General features: G+C 46.7%; 24 protein-coding genes. 10 read left to right on the top strand and 14 right to left on the bottom strand.

Going from position 1 to position 24,816, the window contains the following annotated elements; genetic code table 11:
* Positions 1-76 precede the first annotated feature (76 nt).
* The 6 genes from RQM65_RS15270 to RQM65_RS15245 all read right to left on the bottom strand — a co-directional run bounded on the left by RQM65_RS15270 (position 77) and on the right by RQM65_RS15245 (position 5,528).
* Positions 77-811, bottom strand: coding sequence for an ABC transporter ATP-binding protein (locus RQM65_RS15270; RefSeq protein ID WP_314016282.1), 735 nt, complete (start codon positions 809-811; stop codon positions 77-79).
* A complete protein-coding gene (locus RQM65_RS15265) occupies positions 808-1,713 on the bottom strand; it encodes an ABC transporter ATP-binding protein (RefSeq protein WP_314016281.1) in 906 nt (301 codons plus the stop codon). Before RQM65_RS15265 ends, RQM65_RS15270 begins: the two co-directional genes overlap by 4 nt.
* A gap of 200 nt (positions 1,714-1,913) precedes the next feature.
* Positions 1,914-2,402 (bottom strand): hypothetical protein, encoded by a 489-nt coding sequence (locus RQM65_RS15260; RefSeq protein WP_314016280.1) that lies wholly within the window; start codon positions 2,400-2,402, stop codon positions 1,914-1,916.
* A gap of 99 nt (positions 2,403-2,501) precedes the next feature.
* Entirely contained in the window at positions 2,502-3,392 is an 891-nt protein-coding gene (locus RQM65_RS15255; protein WP_314016279.1) for an HlyD family secretion protein, read from the bottom strand.
* Between the two features lie 205 nt (positions 3,393-3,597).
* Positions 3,598-4,863: a TolC family protein gene (locus tag RQM65_RS15250; protein WP_314016278.1), complete on the bottom strand. Its 1,266-nt coding sequence runs from the start codon at positions 4,861-4,863 to the stop codon at positions 3,598-3,600.
* A gap of 62 nt (positions 4,864-4,925) precedes the next feature.
* Positions 4,926-5,528 (bottom strand): TetR/AcrR family transcriptional regulator, encoded by a 603-nt coding sequence (locus tag RQM65_RS15245; protein ID WP_314016277.1) that lies wholly within the window; start codon positions 5,526-5,528, stop codon positions 4,926-4,928.
* Positions 5,529-5,806: 278 nt separating this feature from the next.
* On the opposite strand from RQM65_RS15245, the gene RQM65_RS15240 reads away from it, so the two are divergent.
* The 5 genes from RQM65_RS15240 to RQM65_RS15220 all read left to right on the top strand — a co-directional run bounded on the left by RQM65_RS15240 (position 5,807) and on the right by RQM65_RS15220 (position 9,664).
* A complete protein-coding gene (locus tag RQM65_RS15240) occupies positions 5,807-6,361 on the top strand; it encodes an RNA polymerase sigma factor (protein WP_314016276.1) in 555 nt (184 codons plus the stop codon).
* 54 nt (positions 6,362-6,415) lie between these two features.
* The gene (locus RQM65_RS15235; RefSeq protein WP_314016275.1) at positions 6,416-6,982 is read left to right on the top strand and encodes a hypothetical protein; all 567 of its coding nucleotides are present in this window, start codon (positions 6,416-6,418) and stop codon (positions 6,980-6,982) included.
* Complete coding sequence (locus RQM65_RS15230; protein WP_314016274.1) at positions 6,960-8,138, top strand: DUF4097 family beta strand repeat-containing protein; 1,179 nt, start codon at positions 6,960-6,962, stop codon at positions 8,136-8,138. Before RQM65_RS15235 ends, RQM65_RS15230 begins: the two co-directional genes overlap by 23 nt.
* A gap of 49 nt (positions 8,139-8,187) precedes the next feature.
* The gene (locus tag RQM65_RS15225; protein WP_314016273.1) at positions 8,188-8,913 is read left to right on the top strand and encodes a head GIN domain-containing protein; all 726 of its coding nucleotides are present in this window, start codon (positions 8,188-8,190) and stop codon (positions 8,911-8,913) included.
* Positions 8,914-9,133: 220 nt separating this feature from the next.
* On the top strand, positions 9,134-9,664 hold the full coding sequence (locus RQM65_RS15220) for an outer membrane beta-barrel protein (protein WP_314016272.1): 531 nt from the start codon (positions 9,134-9,136) through the stop codon (positions 9,662-9,664).
* Between the two features lie 116 nt (positions 9,665-9,780).
* Here the strand turns inward: RQM65_RS15220 and RQM65_RS15215 are convergent, their stop codons facing one another.
* The 5 genes from RQM65_RS15215 to RQM65_RS15195 all read right to left on the bottom strand — a co-directional run bounded on the left by RQM65_RS15215 (position 9,781) and on the right by RQM65_RS15195 (position 13,750).
* Positions 9,781-10,065, bottom strand: coding sequence for a DUF3817 domain-containing protein (locus RQM65_RS15215; RefSeq protein ID WP_314016271.1), 285 nt, complete (start codon positions 10,063-10,065; stop codon positions 9,781-9,783).
* Positions 10,066-10,077: 12 nt separating this feature from the next.
* On the bottom strand, positions 10,078-11,469 hold the full coding sequence (lpdA, locus tag RQM65_RS15210) for a dihydrolipoyl dehydrogenase (protein ID WP_314016270.1): 1,392 nt from the start codon (positions 11,467-11,469) through the stop codon (positions 10,078-10,080).
* Between the two features lie 275 nt (positions 11,470-11,744).
* Positions 11,745-12,488 carry a class I SAM-dependent methyltransferase gene (locus RQM65_RS15205; RefSeq protein WP_314016269.1) on the bottom strand — a complete coding sequence of 248 codons (744 nt, stop codon included), beginning with the start codon at positions 12,486-12,488 and terminating at the stop codon, positions 11,745-11,747.
* A gap of 4 nt (positions 12,489-12,492) precedes the next feature.
* On the bottom strand, positions 12,493-12,993 hold the full coding sequence (gene msrB, locus RQM65_RS15200) for a peptide-methionine (R)-S-oxide reductase MsrB (protein WP_314016268.1): 501 nt from the start codon (positions 12,991-12,993) through the stop codon (positions 12,493-12,495).
* Between the two features lie 181 nt (positions 12,994-13,174).
* A complete protein-coding gene (locus RQM65_RS15195; protein WP_314016267.1) occupies positions 13,175-13,750 on the bottom strand; it encodes a collagen-like triple helix repeat-containing protein in 576 nt (191 codons plus the stop codon).
* A gap of 357 nt (positions 13,751-14,107) precedes the next feature.
* On the opposite strand from RQM65_RS15195, the gene glgB reads away from it, so the two are divergent.
* From glgB to RQM65_RS15175, 4 genes are all read left to right on the top strand, one after another.
* Complete coding sequence (glgB, locus tag RQM65_RS15190) at positions 14,108-16,006, top strand: 1,4-alpha-glucan branching protein GlgB (protein ID WP_314016266.1); 1,899 nt, start codon at positions 14,108-14,110, stop codon at positions 16,004-16,006.
* Positions 16,007-16,140: 134 nt separating this feature from the next.
* On the top strand, positions 16,141-18,591 hold the full coding sequence (locus RQM65_RS15185) for a glycoside hydrolase family 31 protein (protein WP_314016265.1): 2,451 nt from the start codon (positions 16,141-16,143) through the stop codon (positions 18,589-18,591).
* Positions 18,592-18,682: 91 nt separating this feature from the next.
* A complete protein-coding gene (locus tag RQM65_RS15180) occupies positions 18,683-19,492 on the top strand; it encodes a M48 family metallopeptidase (protein WP_314016264.1) in 810 nt (269 codons plus the stop codon).
* 98 nt (positions 19,493-19,590) lie between these two features.
* The gene (locus RQM65_RS15175) at positions 19,591-20,913 is read left to right on the top strand and encodes an MFS transporter (RefSeq protein ID WP_314016263.1); all 1,323 of its coding nucleotides are present in this window, start codon (positions 19,591-19,593) and stop codon (positions 20,911-20,913) included.
* 220 nt (positions 20,914-21,133) lie between these two features.
* On the opposite strand, the gene aroQ is transcribed toward RQM65_RS15175, so the two are convergent.
* Both aroQ and RQM65_RS15165 read right to left on the bottom strand, forming a co-directional pair.
* Complete coding sequence (gene aroQ, locus RQM65_RS15170) at positions 21,134-21,550, bottom strand: type II 3-dehydroquinate dehydratase (protein ID WP_314016262.1); 417 nt, start codon at positions 21,548-21,550, stop codon at positions 21,134-21,136.
* An 87-nt stretch (positions 21,551-21,637) separates the two neighbouring features.
* Positions 21,638-22,213, bottom strand: coding sequence for a porin family protein (locus tag RQM65_RS15165; protein ID WP_314016261.1), 576 nt, complete (start codon positions 22,211-22,213; stop codon positions 21,638-21,640).
* 179 nt (positions 22,214-22,392) lie between these two features.
* On the opposite strand from RQM65_RS15165, the gene xerD reads away from it, so the two are divergent.
* A complete protein-coding gene (gene xerD / locus RQM65_RS15160; RefSeq protein WP_314016260.1) occupies positions 22,393-23,301 on the top strand; it encodes a site-specific tyrosine recombinase XerD in 909 nt (302 codons plus the stop codon).
* On the opposite strand, the gene RQM65_RS15155 is transcribed toward xerD, so the two are convergent.
* Positions 23,210-24,601, bottom strand: a complete 1,392-nt coding sequence (locus tag RQM65_RS15155) for an NAD(P)/FAD-dependent oxidoreductase (RefSeq protein ID WP_314016845.1) — start codon at positions 24,599-24,601, stop codon at positions 23,210-23,212. The genes xerD and RQM65_RS15155 overlap by 92 nt on opposite strands.
* Between the last annotated feature and the right edge of the window lie 215 nt (positions 24,602-24,816).

Here is a 24,816-nt window from a genome sequence, read left to right as displayed (position 1 = left end):
CACTTCTCATTTTTCTTTTTTCACTTATTGCTTATTACTTTTTACTTTTTCACTGCCAACTGCAACTTTCTCCCTCTCACTCGATATTCCTGGCCAATTTTAGAAATACGTCGTTCATCGAATCGACCTTGAATTGCGCCTTTAATTTTTTGGGCGTATCTATGGCCTCAATCTTTCCATCTACCATAATCGACACCCTGTCGCAGTATTCGGCCTCGTCCATATAATGGGTGGTGACGAAAATGGTAGTCCCGCTGTTCGCCGCCTTATAGATCATTTCCCAAAACTGTCGCCGGGTAATCGGATCAACGCCCCCGGTAGGTTCGTCTAAAAACACAATTTTAGGATCGTGTAACATGGCCACCGAAAAGGCCAATTTTTGCTTCCATCCCAAGGGTAACGACCCCACCAAACTGTTTGCGACGGTTTCCAGGCCCAGTTCCTCGATAAGCCGGTCCGATTTTTCCTTTATCCTTACTTTTGACAATCCGTAAATACCTCCAAAGAACGTAATGTTCTCCTTTACCGTTAAATCGTCGTACAGGGCAAATTTTTGGCTCATATAACCGATGTTCCTTTTTATAGCCTCGGCCTTTGTATGTACATCGTATCCCGCAACTTGCGCTTCCCCCGAACTGGGCAGCGAAATGCCTATAAGCATTTTTATCGCCGTGGTCTTTCCGGCTCCATTGGCTCCCAAAAAACCAAAAATTTCTCCTCTCCCGACCTCGAAACTGATAGCGTTTACTGCGGTAAAGTCCCCGAATTTTTTAGTAAGGTCTTGGACCTGGATGACGTTGTCGTTTTTCATTGGCGGGCAAGTTCCATAAAAGTGTCCTCTATAGTGGGCTGTGTTTTTTCGATATGGATTTCCGATAGGTGCTGCCTCTCTAAATAGCGCCTCAAGGAAGCCGGGTCAAAATCCGGCCTGTTATCGGTATAGTGCACAAATTCGCCAAACGGGAACACGCTATGCCTGTGCTCATAGGCGTTTAGGCTTTCTATGAGCCCGTACATATTGTTCGCGCCCACATTGTAAATAGCTTTCGGATACTGTTCTACAATGGCACCGGGCACGTCGATCTCTAAGATCTTGCCGTCCTGCATAAGCGCGATACGATCGCACAGGGCGGCCTCGTCCATATATGGGGTGGAGACCAGAATGGTAATGTTTTTCTGCTGCAAGCGTTTCAACATGTCCCAGAACTCCTTACGGGACACGGGATCTACCCCGGTAGTGGGCTCGTCGAGAAACAAGACCTTGGGCTTGTGGATCAGCGCACATGACAGGGCCAGTTTTTGTTTCATACCTCCGGACAGTTTTCCCGCACGCCGATCCTTGAACGGTTCGATCTGCACGTAGATGTCCTTGATCAGATCGTAATTTTCCTCGATCGTGGTCCCGAATATCGTCGCAAAAAAGTTCAGGTTTTCCTCCACGCTAAGATCTTGATAGAGCGAAAACCGGCCCGGCATATAGCCCACATGATTTCTGATGGACTTATACTCCTTGAAGACATCGTACCCTGCAACGCTAGCCTCCCCTTCATCGGCGATCAACAGGGTCGTCAGTATGCGGAACAGGGTCGTTTTCCCCGCTCCGTCGGGGCCTATCAGCCCGAACAGTTCCCCGTGATTTATGGTAAAGGAAATATCTTCCAACGCCTTTACCTTCCCATATGATTTGCTGATGTTCTTTACGGATATGCCCATTTTGTTTTTAGATTTACTGGTGCGATGCGGTTGTTCATAGGGACTGTTTCATACGTTTAAATGTTCTTAATTACCAAGAAATAAGCTAATTAAAAAAATTAGAGTTCCGATAGCCATCGGGATAACCGCTTCGCTCTCGCATGAAAAATTTTAAACATCGCCTTTTGCGAAATAATTTTTAAAATTTGTTCATGCTCGTTTCATATGAAATAATCGTAGTATCCCTCCAAATGCGTTTTGATCTTGGAAGTCAACTGCGCCCCTTCTTCCGTATTTTTTACGTTTTGTAGCATTTCTATTTTTTCGATCAACGGGTGCAGCCAAACGTGCAGGTTGTCGTGCGATGCTCCCTTCATAGTGCATTCCCTGACCACTGTATTCTTTACTTCGTTCAGGGCATCGCCCAATTTTTTATAGTCGGCTACGTTCGTAGCGTCGGTTGCGTCGATCAAGGCCTTCATCGCCGTAACCCCATCGGTAGTTTCTTTGTTCGCCTGCCATTTGACACCGTTGTTCAGCATGATGTCGTTGACCCAGGCATCGTCAGATGCTTGCGTTGAACTTGAACCGTCTTCCGGGACGACCGTTTTGTTAGTGGTTTCCGATTCAGTAGGGATTTCTTTTTTTGTTTCCTTACAACGGATTACAAGCAAGGAAAACGCCGATAGTAAAATTGCTGTTCTTTTCATTGTTTTTATTTATGGATTTTCTCTGCGTAAGACTTTGAAATGGTGATATGTCGATTGTTACGCAGTATTTTCTACTGTTTACTGAAAACTGATTACTGTTCACTCATTTCCGATCCACATCTCCGCCGGCATACCGATTTTCAGGCTTCCGTCATTTTTCACCCTCACTTTTACGGCATACACCAAATTGACCCGCTCCTCTTTGGTCTGTATGATCTTGGGCGTAAATTCCGCCGAGTCGGAAATCCACGATACCGTTCCGTCGTAGGATTTCATAGTGTCCGCATCATCAATTTTTACGGTTACCTCCTGCCCTACCCTGATAGTTGCCAGCTGGGTTTCGCCGATGTAGACCCGAAGCTCCATTTCATCCAAATCGGATATTTTATAGAGGGGTTTCCCAAAAGCGGCGATTTCGTTGGGTTCGGCATATTTTACCAGAACGGTTCCCTTTATTGGATTTTTCAGGACACTTTTTTCGATTTGGTCCTCGATCTGTTGTATCTGTACCTCGATGCCCTTTACCTCATTGACGATGGGTGCATTTTGCGTCTCCACACTTTTCATGCGTTGTTTCAGAATTTCGATTTGGCCATTGATGTCGTCGAGCTGTTTTTGGGTGGCGGCATTGGCTTTGATCAGATTCGTGATACGTGCCCGATCGTTCTGGGCTACTTTTAGTTGTTCTTTTAAAACTTCCCGCTGTGAGAGCACGTTCCGCGATTTGGAGAAAATAGTATTTTTGGCAGCCAAGAGCTGGTCCCGTTTCAGTGACATTTGAACGGTATCGATAACGCCGACAATAACGTTTTCTTCGAGCCTATGCCCTTCCTCGACATCAAAAAAAAGGAGCTTGCCATTGGCCTCTGCGGAAACTGTGGTTTCCGTCGCCTCAAAGTTTCCATATCCGTCTGCCTTCTCCCCGTTACCGGAACAGGACAACAATGTCGTCAGGCTCATCGCAATTACAACTATGTAGGTTGTTTTCATCTGTTTATTTTTATTTGTATTTAAAGGGATTCATGACCCTGTGATTCCGGTTGGCATCAAGAGTTGTCACGGCCCATTCCATGACTTTAACAGATTCGTTGAGTAATGTTAGCAGGTCTAATTGTCCTGACTTCCGTCAAAAATCTCTGCTGCATGTTCTATTCTCCATGTTGATGTCTATTCTCTATATTCTATTTTCTACACTCTATTCTCCATACGCCCCCTTTTCGAGCTGATACTGTATCTGCTTCAATATCAGTTGAGTTTTGTGCAGGGACAGGTTGTTCTTGGCCTCGTAAAGGTTCGTGAACTCGGTAATGTAGGCCGATGAGGTGATGACCCCGTTATCCAACTGCGATTCGGCCGTTTTCAGCATTTTTTCACGTAATGGGATAATCGCTTCATCATAGAAAATCAGCCCTTCGATCTTATCGATTTCGGATTGCAGGCCGGCCAGTTCTGCATTGGTATTGAGTTCAAAGGTCTCCCTTTGTGTATCGATAATTTCCTTGTTGATTTGAAGGGATTGTTTCTCGGTCCTGTTCTTGTTCCAGTCGAAAACGTTCCAGTTCAACCGCAGTCCCGTCATGTAGAACGTATTGAACGAATTGTCCAGCATGTTCAGTCCCGGATTGCCATAGCCACCCTGGGCGAAGGCGTTCAACTTGGGTGATTTGGATTTTGACAACAATTCTGTCGAAAGCTCGACCTGTTCTTTTTGAAGATCGAAAAGCACCAGTTCGGGCCTTTTGGATTCAGTCTTGGCCACCATGAAAACCTCGGGCCGTTGCAACACGGCATCTTTGTTCAGCTCCCTGCCGATTAAGAGCGACAGCCTTTCGAGCAGTCCCGTCCTCGAGAAATCGAGTTCCGTATAATTCTGTTTTACTTTTAAAAGTTCCACTTCAAGGGCATCGGCGGAAGATGGCAACAAGGTTCCGAATTTTACGCCTGCATCTACCTCATCCAACCGTGTTCTCAATTGTTTTTCCTTAGCTTCCAAAAGACTGCGGTTTTCCTGTAGGAGCAGTACCGAAAGATAGAGTTGGTTGACCTGGTTTTTGAGTCCGTATAAATTGACCTCCACCTCCTGTTGGCCAACTTTACCTTTGGCCTCCGAGAGCTTTGCCGAGGCATCTATCAGCCCGCCGTTATAGATCAGTTGGTTGGCATCCAAGGTCGCCCTGTACTGATCTTTGTTGGGCGGATCTATCGTCGCGTTCGGGATCTCGATCGGCAAACTTGTAACGTCGGATTGGTAGCTGGCCTGTGCGTTGATATTCAATTGAGGCAATTTGCCCTTGTTGATCGCCTCGATATCCAAAAGGCTCTGTTCGTGGAGTAGAACGGATTGTTCGGCCAGCGGATAGTTCTCGGCAACAAGGTCAAAGCACTCGTCCAAGGTTATTATTTGTTGCGCCGATGCGGGAAAGACCAGAAATACCGCGGCTAAAATCAAGATCTTTTTCATCTTGACCAATTTTAATAGCGCCAGAAGTTTTTCCTTTCCAATATGTTTTTCAATGCCGTACATCATGCCTTTATTGAATTGATGATCAGTTCGGGGATTAAGATCTTTCGCTCTTCCATCAAGGTCGTAAACGATTTATTATCAACCTTTAGAATTCCTTTTACCAGACCCCTGCCTACAAATGGGAAAGCGCAGAGCGAAAAAAGATGCAACAAAAGTTGTTTGGGATCAACAGGTCTCAAAGTGCCCTTTTCAATTTCTTCGGCGATCTGTTTTTCGAAGGATGCAGGGTCGGGGGCGGAGTGTGCTTCGAAAAAAGTAGTGGCGAAGTCAGGATTTATATTGATCTCCTGTATCAGAAAAGTGGGCAGATACGGATTCTCGATGACAAAGGAGATATAGCTGTCGGCAAATTCCTCTATTTTTTCAAATACGGAAGCTTCCGAATTGAATATCCCGTTCACGTGCGGTGCGAACTTTTGGAAAGCCTGCAAAAAAACGGCTTCGAACAACTTTTGCTTGCTACGAAAGTAATAATGCAGCATGGCCTTGTTGATATTCGCCCCATCGGCGATTTCCTGCATCCGGGCACCGGCCATTCCCTTTTTTTGGAATACGGAGATGGCAGCGTTCAAAATGGCTTGCTCTGTACTTATATCTTTCATTAACTATAAGGTTTTAATAAATGGTTTAACCATACGGTTAACAAATATAATAAATAATATTGAAAGAGGGCAATTCCGATTTCTACGATCGGGAGTTTCAAACAGTGTGGAATAATAATCGGGAATGAAGCTGCGTTTGAAATCCTTCCAAATCGACAAAATAAGCCTCTAAACTAGAGGTTGCCGCAGTCCTTTCGCTAACTCATTTTCTTAAAAAAAGATTTCAATACTGTAACAATTCCTAACTTGTTCAATCCTTATAACAAACAATCCGCTTTTTGAGCCATAAAGAGGAACATATCGATACGCTATTGCAATGGTGTCTTGAGGAGAAAGATTCGGCGCAGCTCGAGATTTACAACCGCTACTATAGGGCGATGTACAACGCCTCCTATAGGATTGTAAAAAATGAAGGTGAGGCGGAAGATATCATGCAGGAGTCCTTTTTAAAGGCATTTGAAAAGCTGCATACCTTCAAGGGCGAGGTTGCGTTCGGGGCCTGGTTGAAACGTATCGTGATCAACAACAGTATTCAACACTATCGATCGCAACAAAAAATGAAAAAAGTGGCATTGGATGATGTACTGTACAAGGTCGAAGATAACGAGGTAAGTGACCCCGACCATGCGTTTACCGAACTGAAGGCTCAAAAAGTGATGGAAACCATGGACGGTCTAAAGGACAACTACCGAATTTCTTTGACCTTACATCTCGTTGAAGGTTATGATTATCAGGAAATCAGTCAAATTATGAATATCAGCTATGCCAATTGCAGGACGACGATATCCCGCGCGAAGGAAAGTCTTCGAAAGCGGATGAGTGTTCAGTATTGAGTATTGAGTATCAAAATGTTGTCAAAGTAATGATGGATAAACGTATAGAATGCTATGAAAAAAGAAACTATAGAAGAGCTGTTCGATAGGCTTCAGGGGGACTTTGATACCGAGGTGCCTGCAGGGGGACATAAACAACGGTTTATTGAGAAACTAAACGCGTCGAAAGGCATAATGACACCGGAAAAAACGAAAAGTTCGTGGTCGTGGTGGAAACCTTTGGCGGTTGCCGCTTCGATAGCCCTGCTATGTACCCTTGGGGTCGGCCTTTTCAAATCACAAAGAACCATAGATCAGCAGGTAGCTCAAATTTCTCCCGAGGTAGGCCGGGCCTCGTATTACTTTGCAGGGCTGATCGAGGCGCAGATCGAGACCCTTGAAAGCGAAAGTAGTCCGCAGACTCGCCAAATCATCGACGACACGATGGGGCAACTCGATAAACTAGAAACCGATTATGCCCGATTGGAGCAAGACCTTGTAAACGGGGGAAACAGCAAACTTATTTTAAGCGCCATGATTACCAATTTCAGGACCCGGATCGATTTATTGCAAGAGGTCCTGGATACAATTGAAAACATTAAAAACCTAAATGCGTACGATGATACAGAAATTGTTATTTAAAGGCTTAGCCATCGCTATTATAGCATTACCTACAACTCTGTGGGCCCGGGATGCCGTTATTACCGATCATTACGGCAACTTGCCTCCTGCAATGACGCAAGGACCAGGCGATACCGACCCTGGCGAAAAACCCGGCATTAAGGTCAAAGGTAAGTACACCAAGGAGAAAAAAATCAAAAGGGAATTCGATGTGGCCTCGGATGCGCTTTTGGCGGTTAACAATAGCTACGGCAACCTCAATATCACCTCGTGGAACGAAAACCGCATACTGATCGAGGTGCATGTCAAGACCAGCGGCAACAGAGAAGATAAAGTGCAGGAAAAATTGGATGAAATCCAAATCGAGTTCGAAAACAGCAGTAACCGGGTCTCCGCCCGTACCATTTTAAACAAGAACGAATCCGGTTGGGGATGGAACTGGGGCCGGAATAACAACGTCGATATGCAAATCGATTACACCATAAAATTGCCCGTAAAAAGTAAGGTGGACCTGAACAACGATTATGGCAGTATCACCTTGGACCGGGTGGACGGCCACGCCAAAATCAGCTGTGATTACGGCCGTTTGGATATCGGGGAACTCAACGGCCGCGACAACCAATTGAACTTCGATTACACCTCGAAATCCGCCATCGGATATATCGAAAGCGGAAAAATTTCCGCCGATTATTCGGGCTTTACCATCGAAAAGGCGGGCAACCTGATTATTAGTGCCGATTACACCAATTCGGAAGTCCGGCAAATGGAGAACCTACAATATTCCTGCGATTATGGTAAAATCGAGATCGGCAAGGCCAAAAATGTGCAAGGTAACGGCGACTACATCAATGTGCACCTTGGCACGATTCACGGGAACGTGGACGTGAATGCGGACTACGGTTCCCTAAAAATAGACAAAATGGCTGCCGACGCCGGAAACATACGGATAAGAACAGACTACACAGGGGTTAAAATCGGCTATGACCCGGACTATCATTTCAATTTCGAAATCAGTACTGACTATTCCGGGGTCAGCGGAAAAAATGATTTTGAGATCAACATCAGCGAAGAGAAAAACACCAGCAGCTATTACAAAGGTCACTATGGATCTCCCAACAGCGGCAACGCCGTTTCGATTAGTAGCGATTACGGGGGCATTGTGTTTTACAAAAATTAAAGTACTAATCCCATCCCCAGCTTTTTTGGGGGACACAAACGACAACGTCATGAAAAAAGCAATTATTTTAAGTGTATTGGTAGCAAGCGCCACCTCCTGCTCCGCGCAATGGGGCAAGGGCATAAAAGGGAACGGCAATATGGTGCGTATCGACCGCAGCGTAGAAGACTATGATGCGGTAGCGGTATCCGGAAGGTTCGATGTGGATTTGGTGGATGGTCAAGAAGGAGAACTAATTTTAGAAGGAGAGGAAAATCTTTTGGAATACATCGTGACCGAGGTAGAAAACGGAAAATTGATTATCAAAACAGAGAAAGGCATCAATTTAAAGCCCTCCAGCTGGGAGGATGGCATCCGCATCACCGTACCGGTAGAGCGCATCGAATCGGTCAGCCTATCCGGATCGGGAGATATAGTGGGAAGAACGACACTAAGAGCATCTGAATTTAAGACCGCCATGTCCGGGTCGGGGGATATTAGCCTGGATCTTGAAGCCGATTCCATGACCGCCACGATGTCTGGCTCGGGGGATATGGATCTTAGCGGTACGACCCGTGATTTCGAAGCCACCATCTCCGGTTCGGGCGATATCAAGGCGTATGACCTAATTGCCGACAATGTGGATGCCACCATCTCCGGGTCGGCGGATATCAAGGTAACTGCCAACAAAATGCTCAAGGCCCGGGTCTCCGGCTCCGGGGATATCAGCTACCGCGGTAATCCCGAAAAAGTAGATACCAAGACCTCCGGCTCCGGGGATGTTTCGCGGGGGTAAAGTTCAACAAATCACTACACACGTACTAGCTGAAAGACTTGCGGCCGAGATTATGAAGGCCGCGATTAATCGTCGAAAGATCAAACAGGATTTTAAGCGCCATCTATAGTTGCCAATACCCCATAATTACTCCCAAGGTCAATCCCTCCACAACAAAACCATCAAAAAATACGTTCTAGAGACTGTTTTTAACTGTATTTCACTTCAACAGACCTCTACCATGAACTTCAAACACATCGGGCAATTACTGCCATTATTACTTTTGACGCTCATCTTTACGACAGCATCCTCGCAAGAAGGCTTTAAGATCGGTGCCCATGGGGGCATCCCGATCGGGGATTTCAACGACAGGATCGGCGTTGTCGTTGGTGCGGATATCGGTTATATGTGGGCGCCGAACAAAATTTTTGACATAGGCCTAAAAGCCGGCATCGTTCATGGTTTTCCGGAAAGGTTCCGTGCGGAGAGTGTTAGCATTAAGCTGCCCAGCCTACAGTTTGCGCCAATAGCCGCCTCGATTCGCATTTGGGCCGCTAAATCCTTTTCATTCGGGGGCGATGTGGGCCAGGCGTTCGGATTGAACGAAGGCAATGACGGGGGATTCTATTATCGGCCCCAAATCGGGATTCAGACCGGTCCGCAATCGGAAGTAAACTTCTCCTACACGGGAATTGATATCGGGGATAGAACTTGGAATACGATTACCTTGGGCTATACCTATACCTTTCTATCGGCCAGGCATTATAGGTAATACGTAAGGTTCATAAAGAATCTTTGGCACGTAAATATAAACAGCCTAAGCAAGACTTCGTTTCGAACACCGAAGAGGGATTGGAATTTAAATTTGGGATTTGGAATCTTTAGAGGTTAAGCTTCTCTCGGCGCCAGGTACTTTTTATCCACGTAGAAAGTAGCAAAAGGCAGCAGGGAGGCCAATATCAGGATAAAACCTTTTTTGAATCCCCAATTTTGGCTTCTCCAAAAAACGATGGCCAAAACGATATAGGCGATAAACAAAAACCCGTGCACATATCCCACGTATTTGTTGGGCATTGGCAAATCCGCCAAATATTTTAAGGGCATGGTAACGGCGAACAGGGCGAGGTATGAGATACCTTCGAGAATGGCGGTGGTTCTAAAAAGATGTAGCATAGATGGCAAAAGTTATATATGGATGACCTCATCGTAGGCTGCCGCTACCGCTTCCATGACGGCTTCGCTCATGGTCGGGTGCGGGTGCACCGCTTTAAGTACTTCGTGACCTGTTGTCTCCAGCTTCCTGGCGACCACGGCTTCGGCAATCATGTCGGTGACCCCGGTCCCGATCATATGGCAGCCGAGCCATTCCCCGTATTTGGCGTCGAAAATGACTTTTACAAAACCATCCGGCGTACCGGCGGCCTTGGCCTTTCCACTTGCGGAGAAGGGAAATTTCCCCACTTTGATGTCAAATCCCTTTTCCTCGGCCTGTTTTTCGGTGAGTCCCACTGAGGCGACCTCGGGGATACAATAGGTACATGCCGGAATATTGCCATAATCCAACGGCTCGACATGCATGTCCGCAATCTTTTCGATACAAAGGATGCCTTCCGCCGAAGCTACGTGTGCCAAGGCCTGCCCGGGAGTAATATCGCCGATGGCGTAATATCCGGGAATATTGGTCTGATAGAAATCGTCAACAAGAATTTTGTCCTTATCGGTCTTTATGCCCAAGTCTTCTAGTCCGATGTTTTCAATGTTCGATTTGATACCCACCGCGGAAAGCACGATATCGGCTTCCAGTACCTGTTCGCCTTTTGAGGTCTTAACGGTCGCCTTGACGCCATCACCAGAAGTATTCACTTCGGTCACTTCGGATGCGGTCATAATCTTAATGCCCGCTTTTTTCAAGCTACGCTCCAATTGCTTGGATATTTCTTCGTCCTCCACCGGGACGATATTGGGAAGGAACTCGACAACGGTGACCTCGGTGCCCATGGAATTATAGAAATAGGCGAACTCGATACCGATGGCACCGCTCCCTACCACGATCATTTTCTCGGGTTGTTTTTCTAGGGACATGGCCTCGCGGTAGCCGATGATTTTTTTGCCGTCCTGTTTTAGGCTGGGCAGTTCGCGACTCCGTGCGCCCGTGGCAATGATAATATGGTCGGCAGCGTATTCGGTTTCCGTGCCGTCCTCGGCCTTAACGGATACCTTTTTTCCGGATTTTAGGGTGCCGAAGCCTTTCAGGACATCAATTTTGTTTTTTTTCATCAAAAACTTTACGCCCTTGTTCATATCCCCGGCCACATTACGGCTGCGTTTAATGACTCCATCAAAATCCTTTTCGACATTATCGGCCTTGAGTCCGTAATCTTCCGCATGCTTCAAATATTCGAATACCTGGGCGGATTTCAAGAGGGCCTTGGTAGGTATACAGCCCCAATTCAAACAGACCCCGCCGAGGCTTTCTTTTTCGATTATAGCGGTCTTGAACCCCAGTTGTGAAGATCGGATCGCGGTTACATATCCTCCAGGGCCACTGCCCAAAACAATTACATCGAAATCGGCCATATTCTATTGTTTTTAGATGTTGTAGTTAAAGAGAAGCAAAAGTACGCAATTCAAATCCTAGGCTCAAAAAAGTTTATGAGTTTATAAGTTTATGAGTTTATAAGTTGGGAGGGTTAGCGATCTAGGGGAGTCTAGGGGAGTCTAAGGAAGTCTAGGGAAATGTAATTCGCGTCTATATTGCCGCAAATCGTAAATTCAGATGGTTGTGGGTTCCGGTCGCGCGTAAGCATCGAACCTGAATGATGCTATCGGCTGCAAAAGCCCAGTGTCGATACTCAGGTGTCTGCACCTGGATTAATTCTTGCAAGTCTCAAAAAAACCGGAAATCGGACCGTTTGGGACGATTTCCAATCTTTCGACAATTCGGTGATTATTCCATCTGTTGGGTCAAACCCGTTTATTTCCCTGAACTTCTGTACGGCGGACCAGGATTGCATGTATCCACTAAGGTCCTTTATGTTCCAATTGTAGGTCGCTGCAAACTCATAATATCCGATTTCCAAGAACGGAAAGGGTATTGTCTTATAGCCTTTGTCCAGATATTCGCGGTTTTCGGTAAAATGCGATCGGAACATTTTATCGTAAAAATCGGAGATAGTCTTTGTGGCGTTGGAATCGGTAGTCAATCGGCCGTAGCCGATTACAGCGAAAACCCCATCCTTTTTAGATGTTCGTACAACTTCTTTGTAGAAATTTTCAAAGTCGAACCAATGAATGGCTTGGGCTACCGTAATCAAATCGAACATTCCGCTTTCGAAAATAGGTTCTTCGGCAGAGCTTTTTATGTAGTTGATGTTGCTTTCTGGCACGGCATATTTTAACTGTTCCTCGCTAATGTCCGTCGCATGTACATTCTCGAATTCCAGAGCGAGTTTTTCCGCCAATTGGCCGTTTCCCGTACCACAGTCCCACGCACGCTTCCTTTCCTTGACGTGTCCGTAAATTTCTGACAGTAGTTCCTTAGGATAATGCGGCCTGTATCTTGCGTAAAGCGCGGATTGTTTTGAAAAATTATCCATCGGACTATTTACTACTCGGTACAAAATCCAAGGCCGCGCCGTTAACGCAATGGCGAAGTCCGGTGGGTTCGGGCCCGTCTTCAAAGACATGTCCGAGGTGGCCGCCACAGGTGGCGCAATGTTCTTCGGTGCGTTTGACCCCAATTTTGTAATCCACATCGTAAGCGACATTGCCCTCGATTTCCTTGTAAAAACTGGGCCATCCGGTGCCGGACTTAAACTTGGTATCGCTTTCGAAAAGTTCGGTGCCGCAGGCCGCACAGACATAGGTGCCTTCTTCTTGATTGTCGAGCAACTCGCTGGTAAAGGGGTTTTCGGTAGCGGCGTTGCGAAGGACCTGATACTCCATGGGGGTCAATTCCTTTTGCCACTCGGCATCCGTTTTGACGACCTCGAATTTCTTTTCCGACGGATCGTCCTGCGTCATTGCGGTGTTCTGTTTTTGTGAATTCCCGTTGCATCCGGTCAATAATAGACAGAGTGCGAGCGCTAATTTGATATACATGTGTCCTACAATTTTTGAGTGTTCAATAATTTTTTTTTCAATGTAAGGTAATCGATGGACCATCCCTTGAACATTACCTACGAAAACCTAAGCTGAAAGTTTTATCCGAACGGAAAATCACCCGGCCAAAAAATAAAGGTCCCACTTTAAAGGCAGGACCCTACCCAAATGCCAGCGCAAATCAATCGAATTGTACTTTTTGGACATCCTTTTCGGTGACACCCAACGAATTCATGACTGCATTAAGGTCCGACTTATCCAGTTTGGCTTCGGCAGCTACCCCGGGCACGATAACGACCCTGAAAATTTGATTATCGGTAAAACCGGGGTCCAAAGTACTCAGGTCGAAGTTACCTGTTATAAGTATTTCGACATCCTTCGTGGTATGTCCGGGCAAAAATTGAATGGAACCCTGCTCCAGAAAATAGGTTTGTGGAATCTGGTTCCAAACGTTTTCTTCATTTCCATCGTCGAATTCCGCGGTACCGCCGAACTGGTACACCAAAACGGCGTCATTGGGCAGCACTTCAAAACTGGTGAAATCCGAGAATGGCAAAAGGGTCTCATAGAGGTTACTGGCGTCATTATAATTAAAATTGACTCCCTCTACTTCAAATACTTGAGCCTGGATACCGTCTTCCCCCTGTGGCCCTTCCGGCCCTGGCAATCCATCTAGTCCCGGAGGTCCCGGATCGCCTTCACAGGCCACTATAAACAAAGTTAAAAATGCACCTAAGACTACTGCTATGTTTTTCATAATTCTAAATTTTAAATGGTTTAAAGACTGTTTTGAACTGTGTGGCTAGAATTTTTAAAGGTCATTTTTGATGCCGTTCTAGGCAAAATTTTCGAGCATAGCCGAAGCTACGGTCTGAAATTTTAACGATGAACGGAACAAAAAGGCGCATAAATAAATAATCGACATATTTCAAAAAGTCTCTTTTATTCCGTAAACTAAACTTAAAGTTTCAAAAAGCATTCCGTTTTTTAAAAAACCGTATCTTTTATCCGAAAAATATAAATCAAGTCAGTTAAATCCGCAAATAAGTCCATCATTGAACAAACTTGCTTAGATTTGACCCTGATTTTCAGTACTAATCCAACATACGACACTATGGCCGACGTAACCGTTTACAGTCAATTTTCCGAATTCGATATCAACTTGTTCAAGGCGGGCAAGCACTACCGCCTCTACGAAAAACTGGGGTCGCACCCCATGGAGCTGAACGGCATCAAAGGCACGTACTTCGCAGTCTGGGCGCCATCGGCGCGCTCTGTTTCAGTAGTCGGCAATTTTAATGATTGGAACGACCGGGAACATCTCTTGCACGTACGTTGGGATGCCAGTGGGATTTGGGAAGGCTTTATTCCCGAAATAGGCCATGGCGAAATTTATAAGTATAAGATCCACTCCAACAACCACGGGGTAGTGACCGAAAAAGCGGATCCCTTTGCACGATATTGCGAACAGCCCCCGAAGACGGCCTCGGTCATCTGGAACGCGGACTACGATTGGAAGGATGCCACATGGATGGATACCCGGGCAAAGAAAAATTCGTTGGACACCCCCTTCTCGGTATATGAAGTGCACCTCGGCTCTTGGAAACGCAATGCCGACAACAGCTTTTTCTCTTACGAACAACTGGCCAAGGACTTGGTCGAATACGTCGACGAAATGGGCTTTACCCACGTGGAGTTTATGCCTATCATGGAATATCCGTACGACCCTTCATGGGGCTATCAACTCACGGGATACTACGCTCCCACATCGCGTTTCGGCGACCCCGCGGGCTTTAAACTCTTGGTCGACAAATTGCACCAGGCGGGTATCGGGGTAATATTGGACTGGGTACCGTCCCATTTTCCGGAGGATGCACACGGACTCGGATTCTTTGACGGATCGCACCTGTACGAACATCCCGATAGAAAAAAAGGATACCATCCCGACTGGAAGAGCTTGATATTTAACTACGGAAGAAACGAGGTCCGCGCCTTTTTGATCAGCAACGCCATCTTTTGGCTGGATCACTACCACGTCGACGCCCTTCGGGTAGATGCCGTGGCCTCGATGATCTATCTGGATTACTCCAGGGAAGACGGGGAATGGGATCCCAACATGTACGGTAACAACGAATACCTCGAGGCCCTTTCGTTTATAAGGGAATTTAACGAAGCGGTTTACGGCCGATTTCCCGATGTGCAGACCATCGCCGAGGAGTCCACCGCCTTTACCGGGGTGTCGAAACCGGTGCAATACGGGGGACTCGGTTTCGGTATGAAATGGATGATGGGATGGATGCACGACACCCTCGAATACTTCAAGAAGGAACCAATCTATCGCAAGCACCACCAGAACGACCTTACCTTTAGTATGACCTACGCCTTTACCGAAAACTTTATGCTGCCGTTTTCGCACGACGAGGTCGTTTACGGCAAGCAATCGCTGGTCTACCGTATGCCCGGTGACGAATGGCAGCAGTTTGCGAACCTTCGACTGATGTTCGGCTATATGTTTACCCATCCCGGCACCAACCTCATCTTTCAGGGCGGGGAATTCGGACAGACCTCGGAATGGAACTTCCAGCAAAGCCTTGATTGGCACCTGACACAGTACGATATTCACGCTGGGGTGCAGGAATTGATCAAGGACCTGAACAAGACCTACAAAAACCAGCCCGCACTGTACGAGAAACAATTCAGTCCCGATGGCTTTCAGTGGATCGATTACGGAGATCACGAAAATTCCGTCTTAACCTATATCCGAAGGGGACACGACACTAAAAACGACCTTTTTGTAGTCTGCAACTTCACCCCGGCGCCCCGGGAAAAGTATAAGGTAGGTATTCCTAAAGATTCGGGAAAGATCAAGGAGATACTGAATAGTGACGACAAAAAATATGGGGGGTCCGGTATGAAAAGTAAACTTACCCAACTCATCGAAAAACCTTGGAACGGACGCGAACAGTCCGTCGAGCTGACCATCCCACCTTTGAGCATCGTGATTTTTCAGTAGTTTGACCCAGTGCCATCATCTCATGGGGCCTGCCACAATTTTTTTGGGTAGATCCCCATCCATCCCTGCATGAAAATCATTTCGGAGTTACCCCCTAATATTGTTATTTTTGCAGGTCTTTAAATGATAACCACATGATCACCAACACAGACCTTGAATACAAAGGCAATCTCTACCCCAACCATATTGTTAAATACATCAGGGATAAGGACAAATTCTACTTCACCACTGAAAATGGAGTGATTCTGGAGGTTACCGTGGTCCAAGATCGAACCATCCGCTTTCGATATGCCACCGAACACACTTTCCCCCCGGACTTTTCGTATGCCGTTGACCCCAATGCCCGAAGAGGGTATAATCGACTCGAGGTATTGGAAACGAAAACCGAATACATTATAGAGACCTCCAAAATTCAGGTCCTAGTCGATAAAAAAAGTCTGCGTACCCAAATTTCAGACCTCGAAGGCAACATTATCAACGAAGACGAGCTGGGTTTCCATTGGGAGGAGAACTATGAACACGGCGGCAACACCGTTAAAATGGGGAAGATCACCCAACATTCCGAAAGCTACTACGGGATGGGAGACAAGGCCACCCACAGCAATCTAAAGGGTAAACGCGTGAGCAATTGGGTGACCGATCAGTATGCCTACGGCAAAGATCAAGACCCTCTTTACAAGGCAATCCCGTTCTATTTAGGACTTCACGGCGGAAAGAGCTACGGTATCTTTTTCGACAACAGCTTTAAGACTCATTTTGATTTCGCCCACGAACGCCGCAACACAACGAGCTTTTGGGCAGAAGGGGGAGAGATGAACTATTATTTTTTCTACGGCCCCGAAATGTACAAGGCAGTACGCGCCTATACCAATTTGACGGGGGCGCCCGAATTGCCCCCGCTTTGGGCCCTTGGCTTCCACCAATCGAAATGGAGCTATTTTCCCGAAAGTCAGGTGAAGGACATCGCCCAGAAGTTCAGGGACGAGAAAATTCCTTGCGATGCCATCTATCTCGATATCGATTATATGGACGGGTTTCGGTGCTTTACCTGGGACAAGACCAAGTTTCCTGAACCAAAACGCATGATCGCCGAATTGGAGAAAGACGGTTTCAAGACCGTGGTGATGATCGATCCGGGCATCAAAATCGATAGAGATTATTGGGTCTATCGGGAAGCATTGGAAAACGATTACTTCTGTAAACGAGCGGATGGCCCCTACATGAAGGGAAAGGTGTGGCCCGGGGAATGCAATTTTCCCGATTTTACGAATCCCGAGGTCCGCGAGTGGTGGGCCGGACTGTACAAGGAATTTATGGTGGAACTCGGCGTACATGCGGTCTGGAACGACATGAACGAACCGGCCGTGATGGAAGTACCCACCAAGACCGCCCCCCTGGATACCCGGCATAATTATGACGGGCACCCTTGCAGCCACAGAAAGGCCCACAACGTGTATGGAATGCAGATGGTCAGGGCGACCTACGAAGGCGTAAAGAAATATGTGTACCCCAAAAGACCTATGGTCATTACCCGTGCGGCCTATTCCGGCACGCAAAGATTTTCGTCCACCTGGACGGGCGATAACGTCGCTACATGGGAACATTTATGGATTTCGAACGTTCAGATGCAACGGATGAGCATGAGCGGCTATTCCTTCGTGGGATGCGATATCGGTGGCTTCGCCGAGCAGCCCAGCGGCGAACTTTTTGCCAGATGGATACAGTTGGGCGCGTTCCATCCATTCTTTCGCGTCCACTCCAGTGGGGATCACGGGGACCAGGAACCTTGGTCCTTCGGAAAGGAAATTACCGATATCGTCAGAAAGTTCATAGAGCTTCGCTACCAGCTATTGCCCTATCTTTACACCATGTTCTGGCGGTACACTCGTGAGGGAAAACCAATGCTACAGCCCATAGTATGCTACGATCAAGAAGATACCCAGACCCATTTTAGAACCGATGAGTTTATCTTTGGCGAGCAAATTCTAGTGTGTCCCGTACAGGAACCCAACGCTAAAGGACGTCGGATGTACATCCCGCGCGGGGATTGGTATAATTATTGGAATAATGACATGATGGAGGGAGGCAAAGAGACCTGGATAGAGGCCGATATTGACAGTATTCCGGTATTCATCAAGGCGGGTGCGATCATCCCGAAATATCCGGTACAGCAATACGTCGGTGAAAAAGAGATCGAAGAACTGGTTTTGGAAGTATATTACACCGAAGGCGCGGAGAATTCTACCGTTTACGAGGATGCCAATGACGGTTATTCTTATGAAAACGGAAAATACAGTCTGAGAAATTTTAAATTTTCAGGAAAGAAAAACGAACTTACCATACAACAGTTTAAAGACGGTAGCTTTATTACCAGTTACGATACATTCAACATCCGACTGCTCGGGCTGCCTTTTGAGATAAGCAAGGTTACGGTCGATAACGAAGAGGTAGAGTTAGAGGAAGTCAATTTCGATCAGGACAATAGTATCATAATATCAAAAGACTTTACCCAATTGCGTATCAGGGGAAAGAAAGAACTACCCGAAGAAGACGAAACTGGGAGTACTAATAACGAAGACGAATGACTAAAACGTGAAGACTAGCCGTAGATAAGTACAAGCTCAACTTTGTAAACGAATAGAGTTAGAATATTTACGTGAACAAAATAGATACGTTATGAAAAAAATAGTTTTAATCCTAACCGTACTACTGGCCGTTGTCGCATGTAAGACCAATCCCTTTACCGGCAAACAGGTTTTAAATTTCTATCCGAACAGCCAACTCTTTCCGTCGGCCTTCGCCCAGTACGACGAATTTCTGAACGAGCATAAAGTCGTAGAAAACACTGCGGAGGCGAAAATGATAACCAATGTAGGACAGCGCATTTCATCCGCCGCGGAACGCTGGCTTTCGGCAAACGGATATCCCGGATACCTTAAAGATTATAAATGGGAATACAATCTGGTCAAGGACGAGACGGTCAATGCCTGGTGCATGCCTGGCGGAAAGATCGTGTTTTATACCGGTATCATGCCCATTTGCCAAAATGAGACCGGAGTCGCCGTAGTCATGGGCCATGAGGTGGCGCATGCCCTGGCAGACCATGGGGCCCAACGCATGAGTGCCGGCACCCTGCAACAATTAGGAGCCGTGGCAGGAAACGTGGCCATTCAAGACCCACAAAAACGCAATATTTTCAATCAGGCCTATGGGGTAGGTTCAACGGTAGGCGTCATGCTGCCCTTTAGCAGGAGCCACGAAACCGAGGCCGACCGTATCGGGCTGCAGATTATGGCCATTGCCGGCTATGATCCATCCGAAGCTGCAGAACTCTGGAAAAGGATGAAGGCCGAAAGTGGCGGACAGACCCCGCCCGAATTCTTGAGCACTCACCCCTCCAACGATACGCGGATTCAAAACCTGACCGAATGGGCACCTATGGCCAAAGCCGAAGCCAAGAAGTTCGGAGTCACCTCGTTTCGATAAAAGATTCCACAATAATTGTAACTTGAAAGCCGTTCCTGAACAGAGCGGCTTTTAATTTTATAAGAATTGGCTTAAACAAGTTTTAACCTCACCAAACATTGAAGGGAGACAAAAAATTACTGAATGCCTGGGCGTTTTACGATTGGGCCAATTCCGTCTATAATCTGGTTATCTCCTCTGCGGTTTTCCCTATTTTCTACGGGGCCCTGACCTTGGTCAAGGATGAAAATGGCCAAATGCTCGATGATACCGTCCGTTTTTTTGGAACGGATTTCAACAATGACACCCTAATCAGTTATGTGACCGCAATCGCCTTCTTGGTGGTCTCTTTTTTGAGCCCCCTGTTAAGCGGTATCGCCGATTACGCCGGCAACAAAAAGGTGTTTTTAAAATTCTTCTGCTATTTGGGCGCATCGGCCTGTATCGGGCTGTATTGGTTCAGCCTTGATTATCTCTGGTTCGGATTGCTGTGTTACTTTATAGCCCTGATCGGTTTCTGGTCGAGCTTAGTGTTCTACAATTCGTACTTGCCCGATATCGCATACCCCGAACAACAGGATGCTATCAGTGCCAAAGGCTATTCCCTGGGGTATATCGGTAGCGTTCTGCTTCTTTTGATTTGCCTTGCGATGATTTTGAAGTTCGAGACCTTTGGATTTGACGATGCCTCGACCCCTACCCGACTGTCCTTTGTCCTGACCGGGGTTTGGTGGATGGGTTTTAGCCAATATACCTTTTATCATCTGCCCAAGGGCAACAAAAACGGCACCTTTACCAAAAACCTGCTCTTCAACGGGTTTAGGGAACTGACACGGATATGGAAAAAAATCAAAGCCAATATCCCGCTTAAAAGATATCTGGGCGCTTTTTTTGTTTACAGTATGGCCGTACAGACCATTATGCTGATCGCCACCTATTTCGGAATCGAGGAGCTGGACTGGGGAGGCACGGACTCCACCACGGGTTTGATCGTCAGCGTACTGCTCATACAGATTGTCGCGATCCTAGGAGCGTATATTACCTCAAGATGTTCCGCACGGTTTGGAAATATCAGCACCTTGATCGTCCTAAACCTCATTTGGATCGGCATTTGCATATTCGCCTACACCATCGTGACGCCCCTCGAGTTTTACATCACCGCGGGCTTCGTCGGGCTGGTCATGGGTGGCATACAATCTCTATCACGCTCGACCTATTCCAAATTGCTTCCCCCAGATGCCGTAGATACCACTTCGTATTTCAGCTTCTACGATGTTTCAGAAAAAATAGGTATCGTTATCGGAATGTTGACTTACGGCTACATCGCCCAAGTGACCGGAAGTATTCGCTATTCGATAATTTTTCTCGGATTGTTTTTTTTAATCGGGATGCTCTTGTTGCTGCGGGTAAAGAAAGTGGAAATCAAGGATAGTTTAGGATAAAATCCTCGCATCCTACCGCGGGAATTTAGCTAAAATAAAATCGGATGTATGTTCGGCAATTACGATTTCGCAGGATGCCTTAAGGGCGAAATAATATCGTGGGGCGTCCTCAAAACCATGTACCCTTTTATCCTTGATCGCCCTTTTAGAAACCTCCTGATCAATCGTGGTAAGCCGTATGTTTTCAATAAGTAGGTCAATCTTTTTCCGCGCCATCCGATTACTCCAAAAAACTTTGGATCGCCAATTCGTAACTTTTCAGTCCGAATCCTAAAATTACGCCCATTGCATTCGGTGAGATATAAGATATGTGACGGAACTGCTCGCGCTTATGGGTATTCGAAATATGTACTTCGACCACTGGGGTTTTAATGGCCTTCACGGCATCTCCGATTCCGATCGAAGTGTGGGTGTAGGCGGCCGCATTGAGTATGATGCCATCATAAGAAAAACCGACCTCTTGAATCTTATCAATGAGTTCGCCTTCGCTATTGGACTGAAAATATTCTAGCTGCAGTTTCTTGAATTTAAACTGTAAATCAGGAAAATGGTCTTCAAATGTCTGGTTACCATAAACTTCAGGTTCGCGTTTTCCCAAGAGATTAAGATTGGGACCATTAATGATCAGGATCTTCATATCGATTTTCTCATTCTTATTTAATATCGCAACAATTGGTACGGTCTAATCGCTCCCCCACGCTTCTAAGCGGAAGCCTAGTACCTTCTAAAAGTAATACACGCCGCCAAGGGAGAGCGCCCTGTTTCTGGAATTGAAATTATCAAAAAGCTTTGAAACACCCAATCCGAAGCGGAGCTGAAAATAAATAGTATCGTTCATACGATATCCGGCCCCTACGTTTATTCCGAAATCCACTGTATTTCTTTCGATGGCAATCAAGTCATCCCCGTTATCCCCTACAAGCACCCCTACTTGTGGACCGAATTCCGCAGCGATTTCATCGGTAATGTGGTATTTGGTCATTAAAGGCAATTGCAGGTAGGTCAGGTTCAAGTTCCCGATACCGATATCCGTTCTCTGAAACGACAGAAGAAGTTCGGGCTGTAGGTAAAAATTCTCCGAGAAAGCCGGAATTTCGGCCGCTCCACCGAAATGGAAGCCTAATTTGGGACTGATATCCGCAAAATCCCCGGAAAACGTGGAGAAACCCAGACCCGCCTTTGCTCCGAACCGTACCGGCCCTGTATCCGTGGATGCATTAAAATTTTGCGAGGACTGCGCATACACCTGGGCACTACCGAAAAGAATCATTGCGAGAATCGCGTGTAACTTAAAATTCATAGTTGTCAGTTTGTAGTTGTTCAACTTCAAAGATAAACAACTTTGAATTGCGCTACTCATTTCAGAGCATAGTAATCCCTACCTTTGTTCTTGAATTTAAATCCAATCGACAAAAACCCGTAGATTACGATGGTCCCCATTTTTGAACGACCGTTCCCCATCTTTGTTGATAACTCACTATGACCTGGCAGGAAGCACTTTCAGATTACCGGCACTACCTCAAAATCGAAAGGGGCCTATCAACAAATACCCAGCAAAATTACATCCGTGACGTCAAAAAGCTTATAGCCTTTCTCGGAGCCAACGATCTTGGCGATACGCCGGTCGATATCGAAAAGGAGACGGTTCGGCAGTTTGTCTATGAGGTGGCAAAAACAATGAATCCAAGCTCTCAGTCACGGATTATATCGGGACTCAAAAGTTTTTTTAACTATTTGGTATTTGAAAATTATCGCAAAGACCATCCTCTAGACCTCATCGAATCCCCAAAAACAGGCAGGAAGCTGCCCGATACGCTGTCCGAGGCGGAAATCAATGCCGTGATCAACGCCATCGACCTCTCCAAACCCCAGGGCGAACGCAATCGCGCCATGTTGGAAACCTTATATGGATGTGGACTTCGGGTATCGGAACTGATCAACCTTAAAATTTCAGACCTCTATTTTGAAGAAGACTTTATCAACGTTATCGGCAAGGGCGACAAACAGCGTTTTGTTCCCATAAGCACTGTCAACAAAAAATACATTGACATCTATCGGAAGGAAATACGAATCCATCAACATATTCAAAAGGGCTTCGAAGACACCCTTTTTTTAAATCGTAGGGGCAAAAAGCTGACCCGGGCCATGCTCTTTACCATCGTCAAAGATCTCGCTGAAAAAGTAGGTTTACAGAAAAGGGTCAGTCCGCACACCTTCCGTCACTCCTTTGCCACCCACCTGCTTCAGAACGGCGCCGACCTGCGGGCCATACAGCAGATGTTGGGCCATGAGAGTATTACAACGACCGAAATTTATTTTCATGTGGACCGCAGCGACCTGAAACGGGTGATGAACGAGTTTCATCCGAGGAAACCTTCTTCCGTCTGAATCGCTTATAATCTCTCTTATAGGGTCTTATAATCAGCCGGGCTTCCCGATCGAAGCGCACATAATTATAGACCCAGTTGACAAATACGACCATGCGGTTGCGAAACCCGATCAAAAAGAACAAGTGGACGAACATCCAAACGAACCAGGCGAACACACCTTGAAATTTGTAATGTTCGAGGTCCACCACGGCCTTGTTCCGACCTACGGTAGCCATGCTGCCCTTGTCTTTGTAGCGGAAAGGCTTCATCGGTTGACCCTTATTGAGACGCACCAGATTTTCACCAAGGTGTTTCCCCTGCTGCAAGGCCGGCTGTGCCACCATGGGATGGCCGTGAGGCGCCTTATCGGATTGCATATAGGCGGCATCGCCGATGGCGTAAATACCATCGTGATCCATAACTTGATTGAATTCATTGACCTTTATCCGATTGCTGGAGGCCAACAGGTCTTTAGCATCCAAACCTTCGATCGACACGGCCTTCACCCCCGCCGCCCAGACTACCGTCGCGGCCTCAAAGACCAGATCGGTCTTGGTACGCACCGTTTTACCGTCGTATGCGGTAACCCGTGCCCCTTTCCAAACCTGAACGCCAAGACCTTCAAGAAATTCTTCCGCCTTTTTCGAGGCTTCCCGACTCATGCCCTGAAGGACCTGCTCTCCGGACTGGACCAGGTTGATCTGGGCCTTTCGGGTGTCAAGATCGGGATAGTCCTTTGGAAGGATTCCCTTTTTAATTTCGGCAAGGGCACCGGCCAGTTCTACTCCCGTCGGGCCACCGCCGACGATAACGAAATTCATCAGGGCATCGCGTTCGTGAAGGTTATCGGTCAAAAGGGCCTGTTCAAAATTTTCAAGAATAAGACTACGCAGGTCCAAGGACTGGGGAATGGTTTTCATTCCCATACTGTTCTGTTCGATTTCGTCGTTGCCGAAAAAATTGGTTTCCGAACCGGTACCGATGACTAAATAATCATAGGCCAGTTCGCCGATATCGGTACACACCAACTTCGACGCGGGTTTCACCCGTAGCACCTCTGCAAGACGAAAATAAAAGTCGGGATAGCCCTGCAAAACCTTGCGCAACGGATACGCGATGGAGTCCGGCTCAAGTCCTCCTGTAGAAACCTGATAGAGCAAGGGCTGAAAGGTGTGATAATTGTTTTTGTCCAGAAGCACCACCTGCATTTCCTTTCCTTTCAGTGCCTGACCCAGGGCTATCCCACCAAAACCGCCGCCAACGATAACGATTCGGGGCAAACTTGATTTTGGAATATTTAGTGCGTCGGTATCGGCCATACTTCTTTCTCTTTGGCTCAAATGTAAACAAAAGCTTTTTGGTAAGTTGAACCTTTCGCACGGAATTCTATAACGGGACCCTATCGAACATAAGGCTGCTCCCGAAATTTAGCTCTGATGAATATCCAAGGATACGTAGTTGCATAAAAACCTGAAATCCAGCGGACGATGGCTCTTTCATTTGGGCCGAAGACGGCACAATGGGGGGATTTGAG

It is taken from the genome of Pricia mediterranea (genome assembly GCF_032248455.1).
In the GTDB taxonomy this organism is placed as follows: Bacteria; Bacteroidota; Bacteroidia; order Flavobacteriales; family Flavobacteriaceae; genus Pricia; species Pricia mediterranea.
The sequence above is the reverse complement of the archived record's forward strand: the minus strand, read 5'-3'. Positions and strand labels throughout refer to the sequence as shown.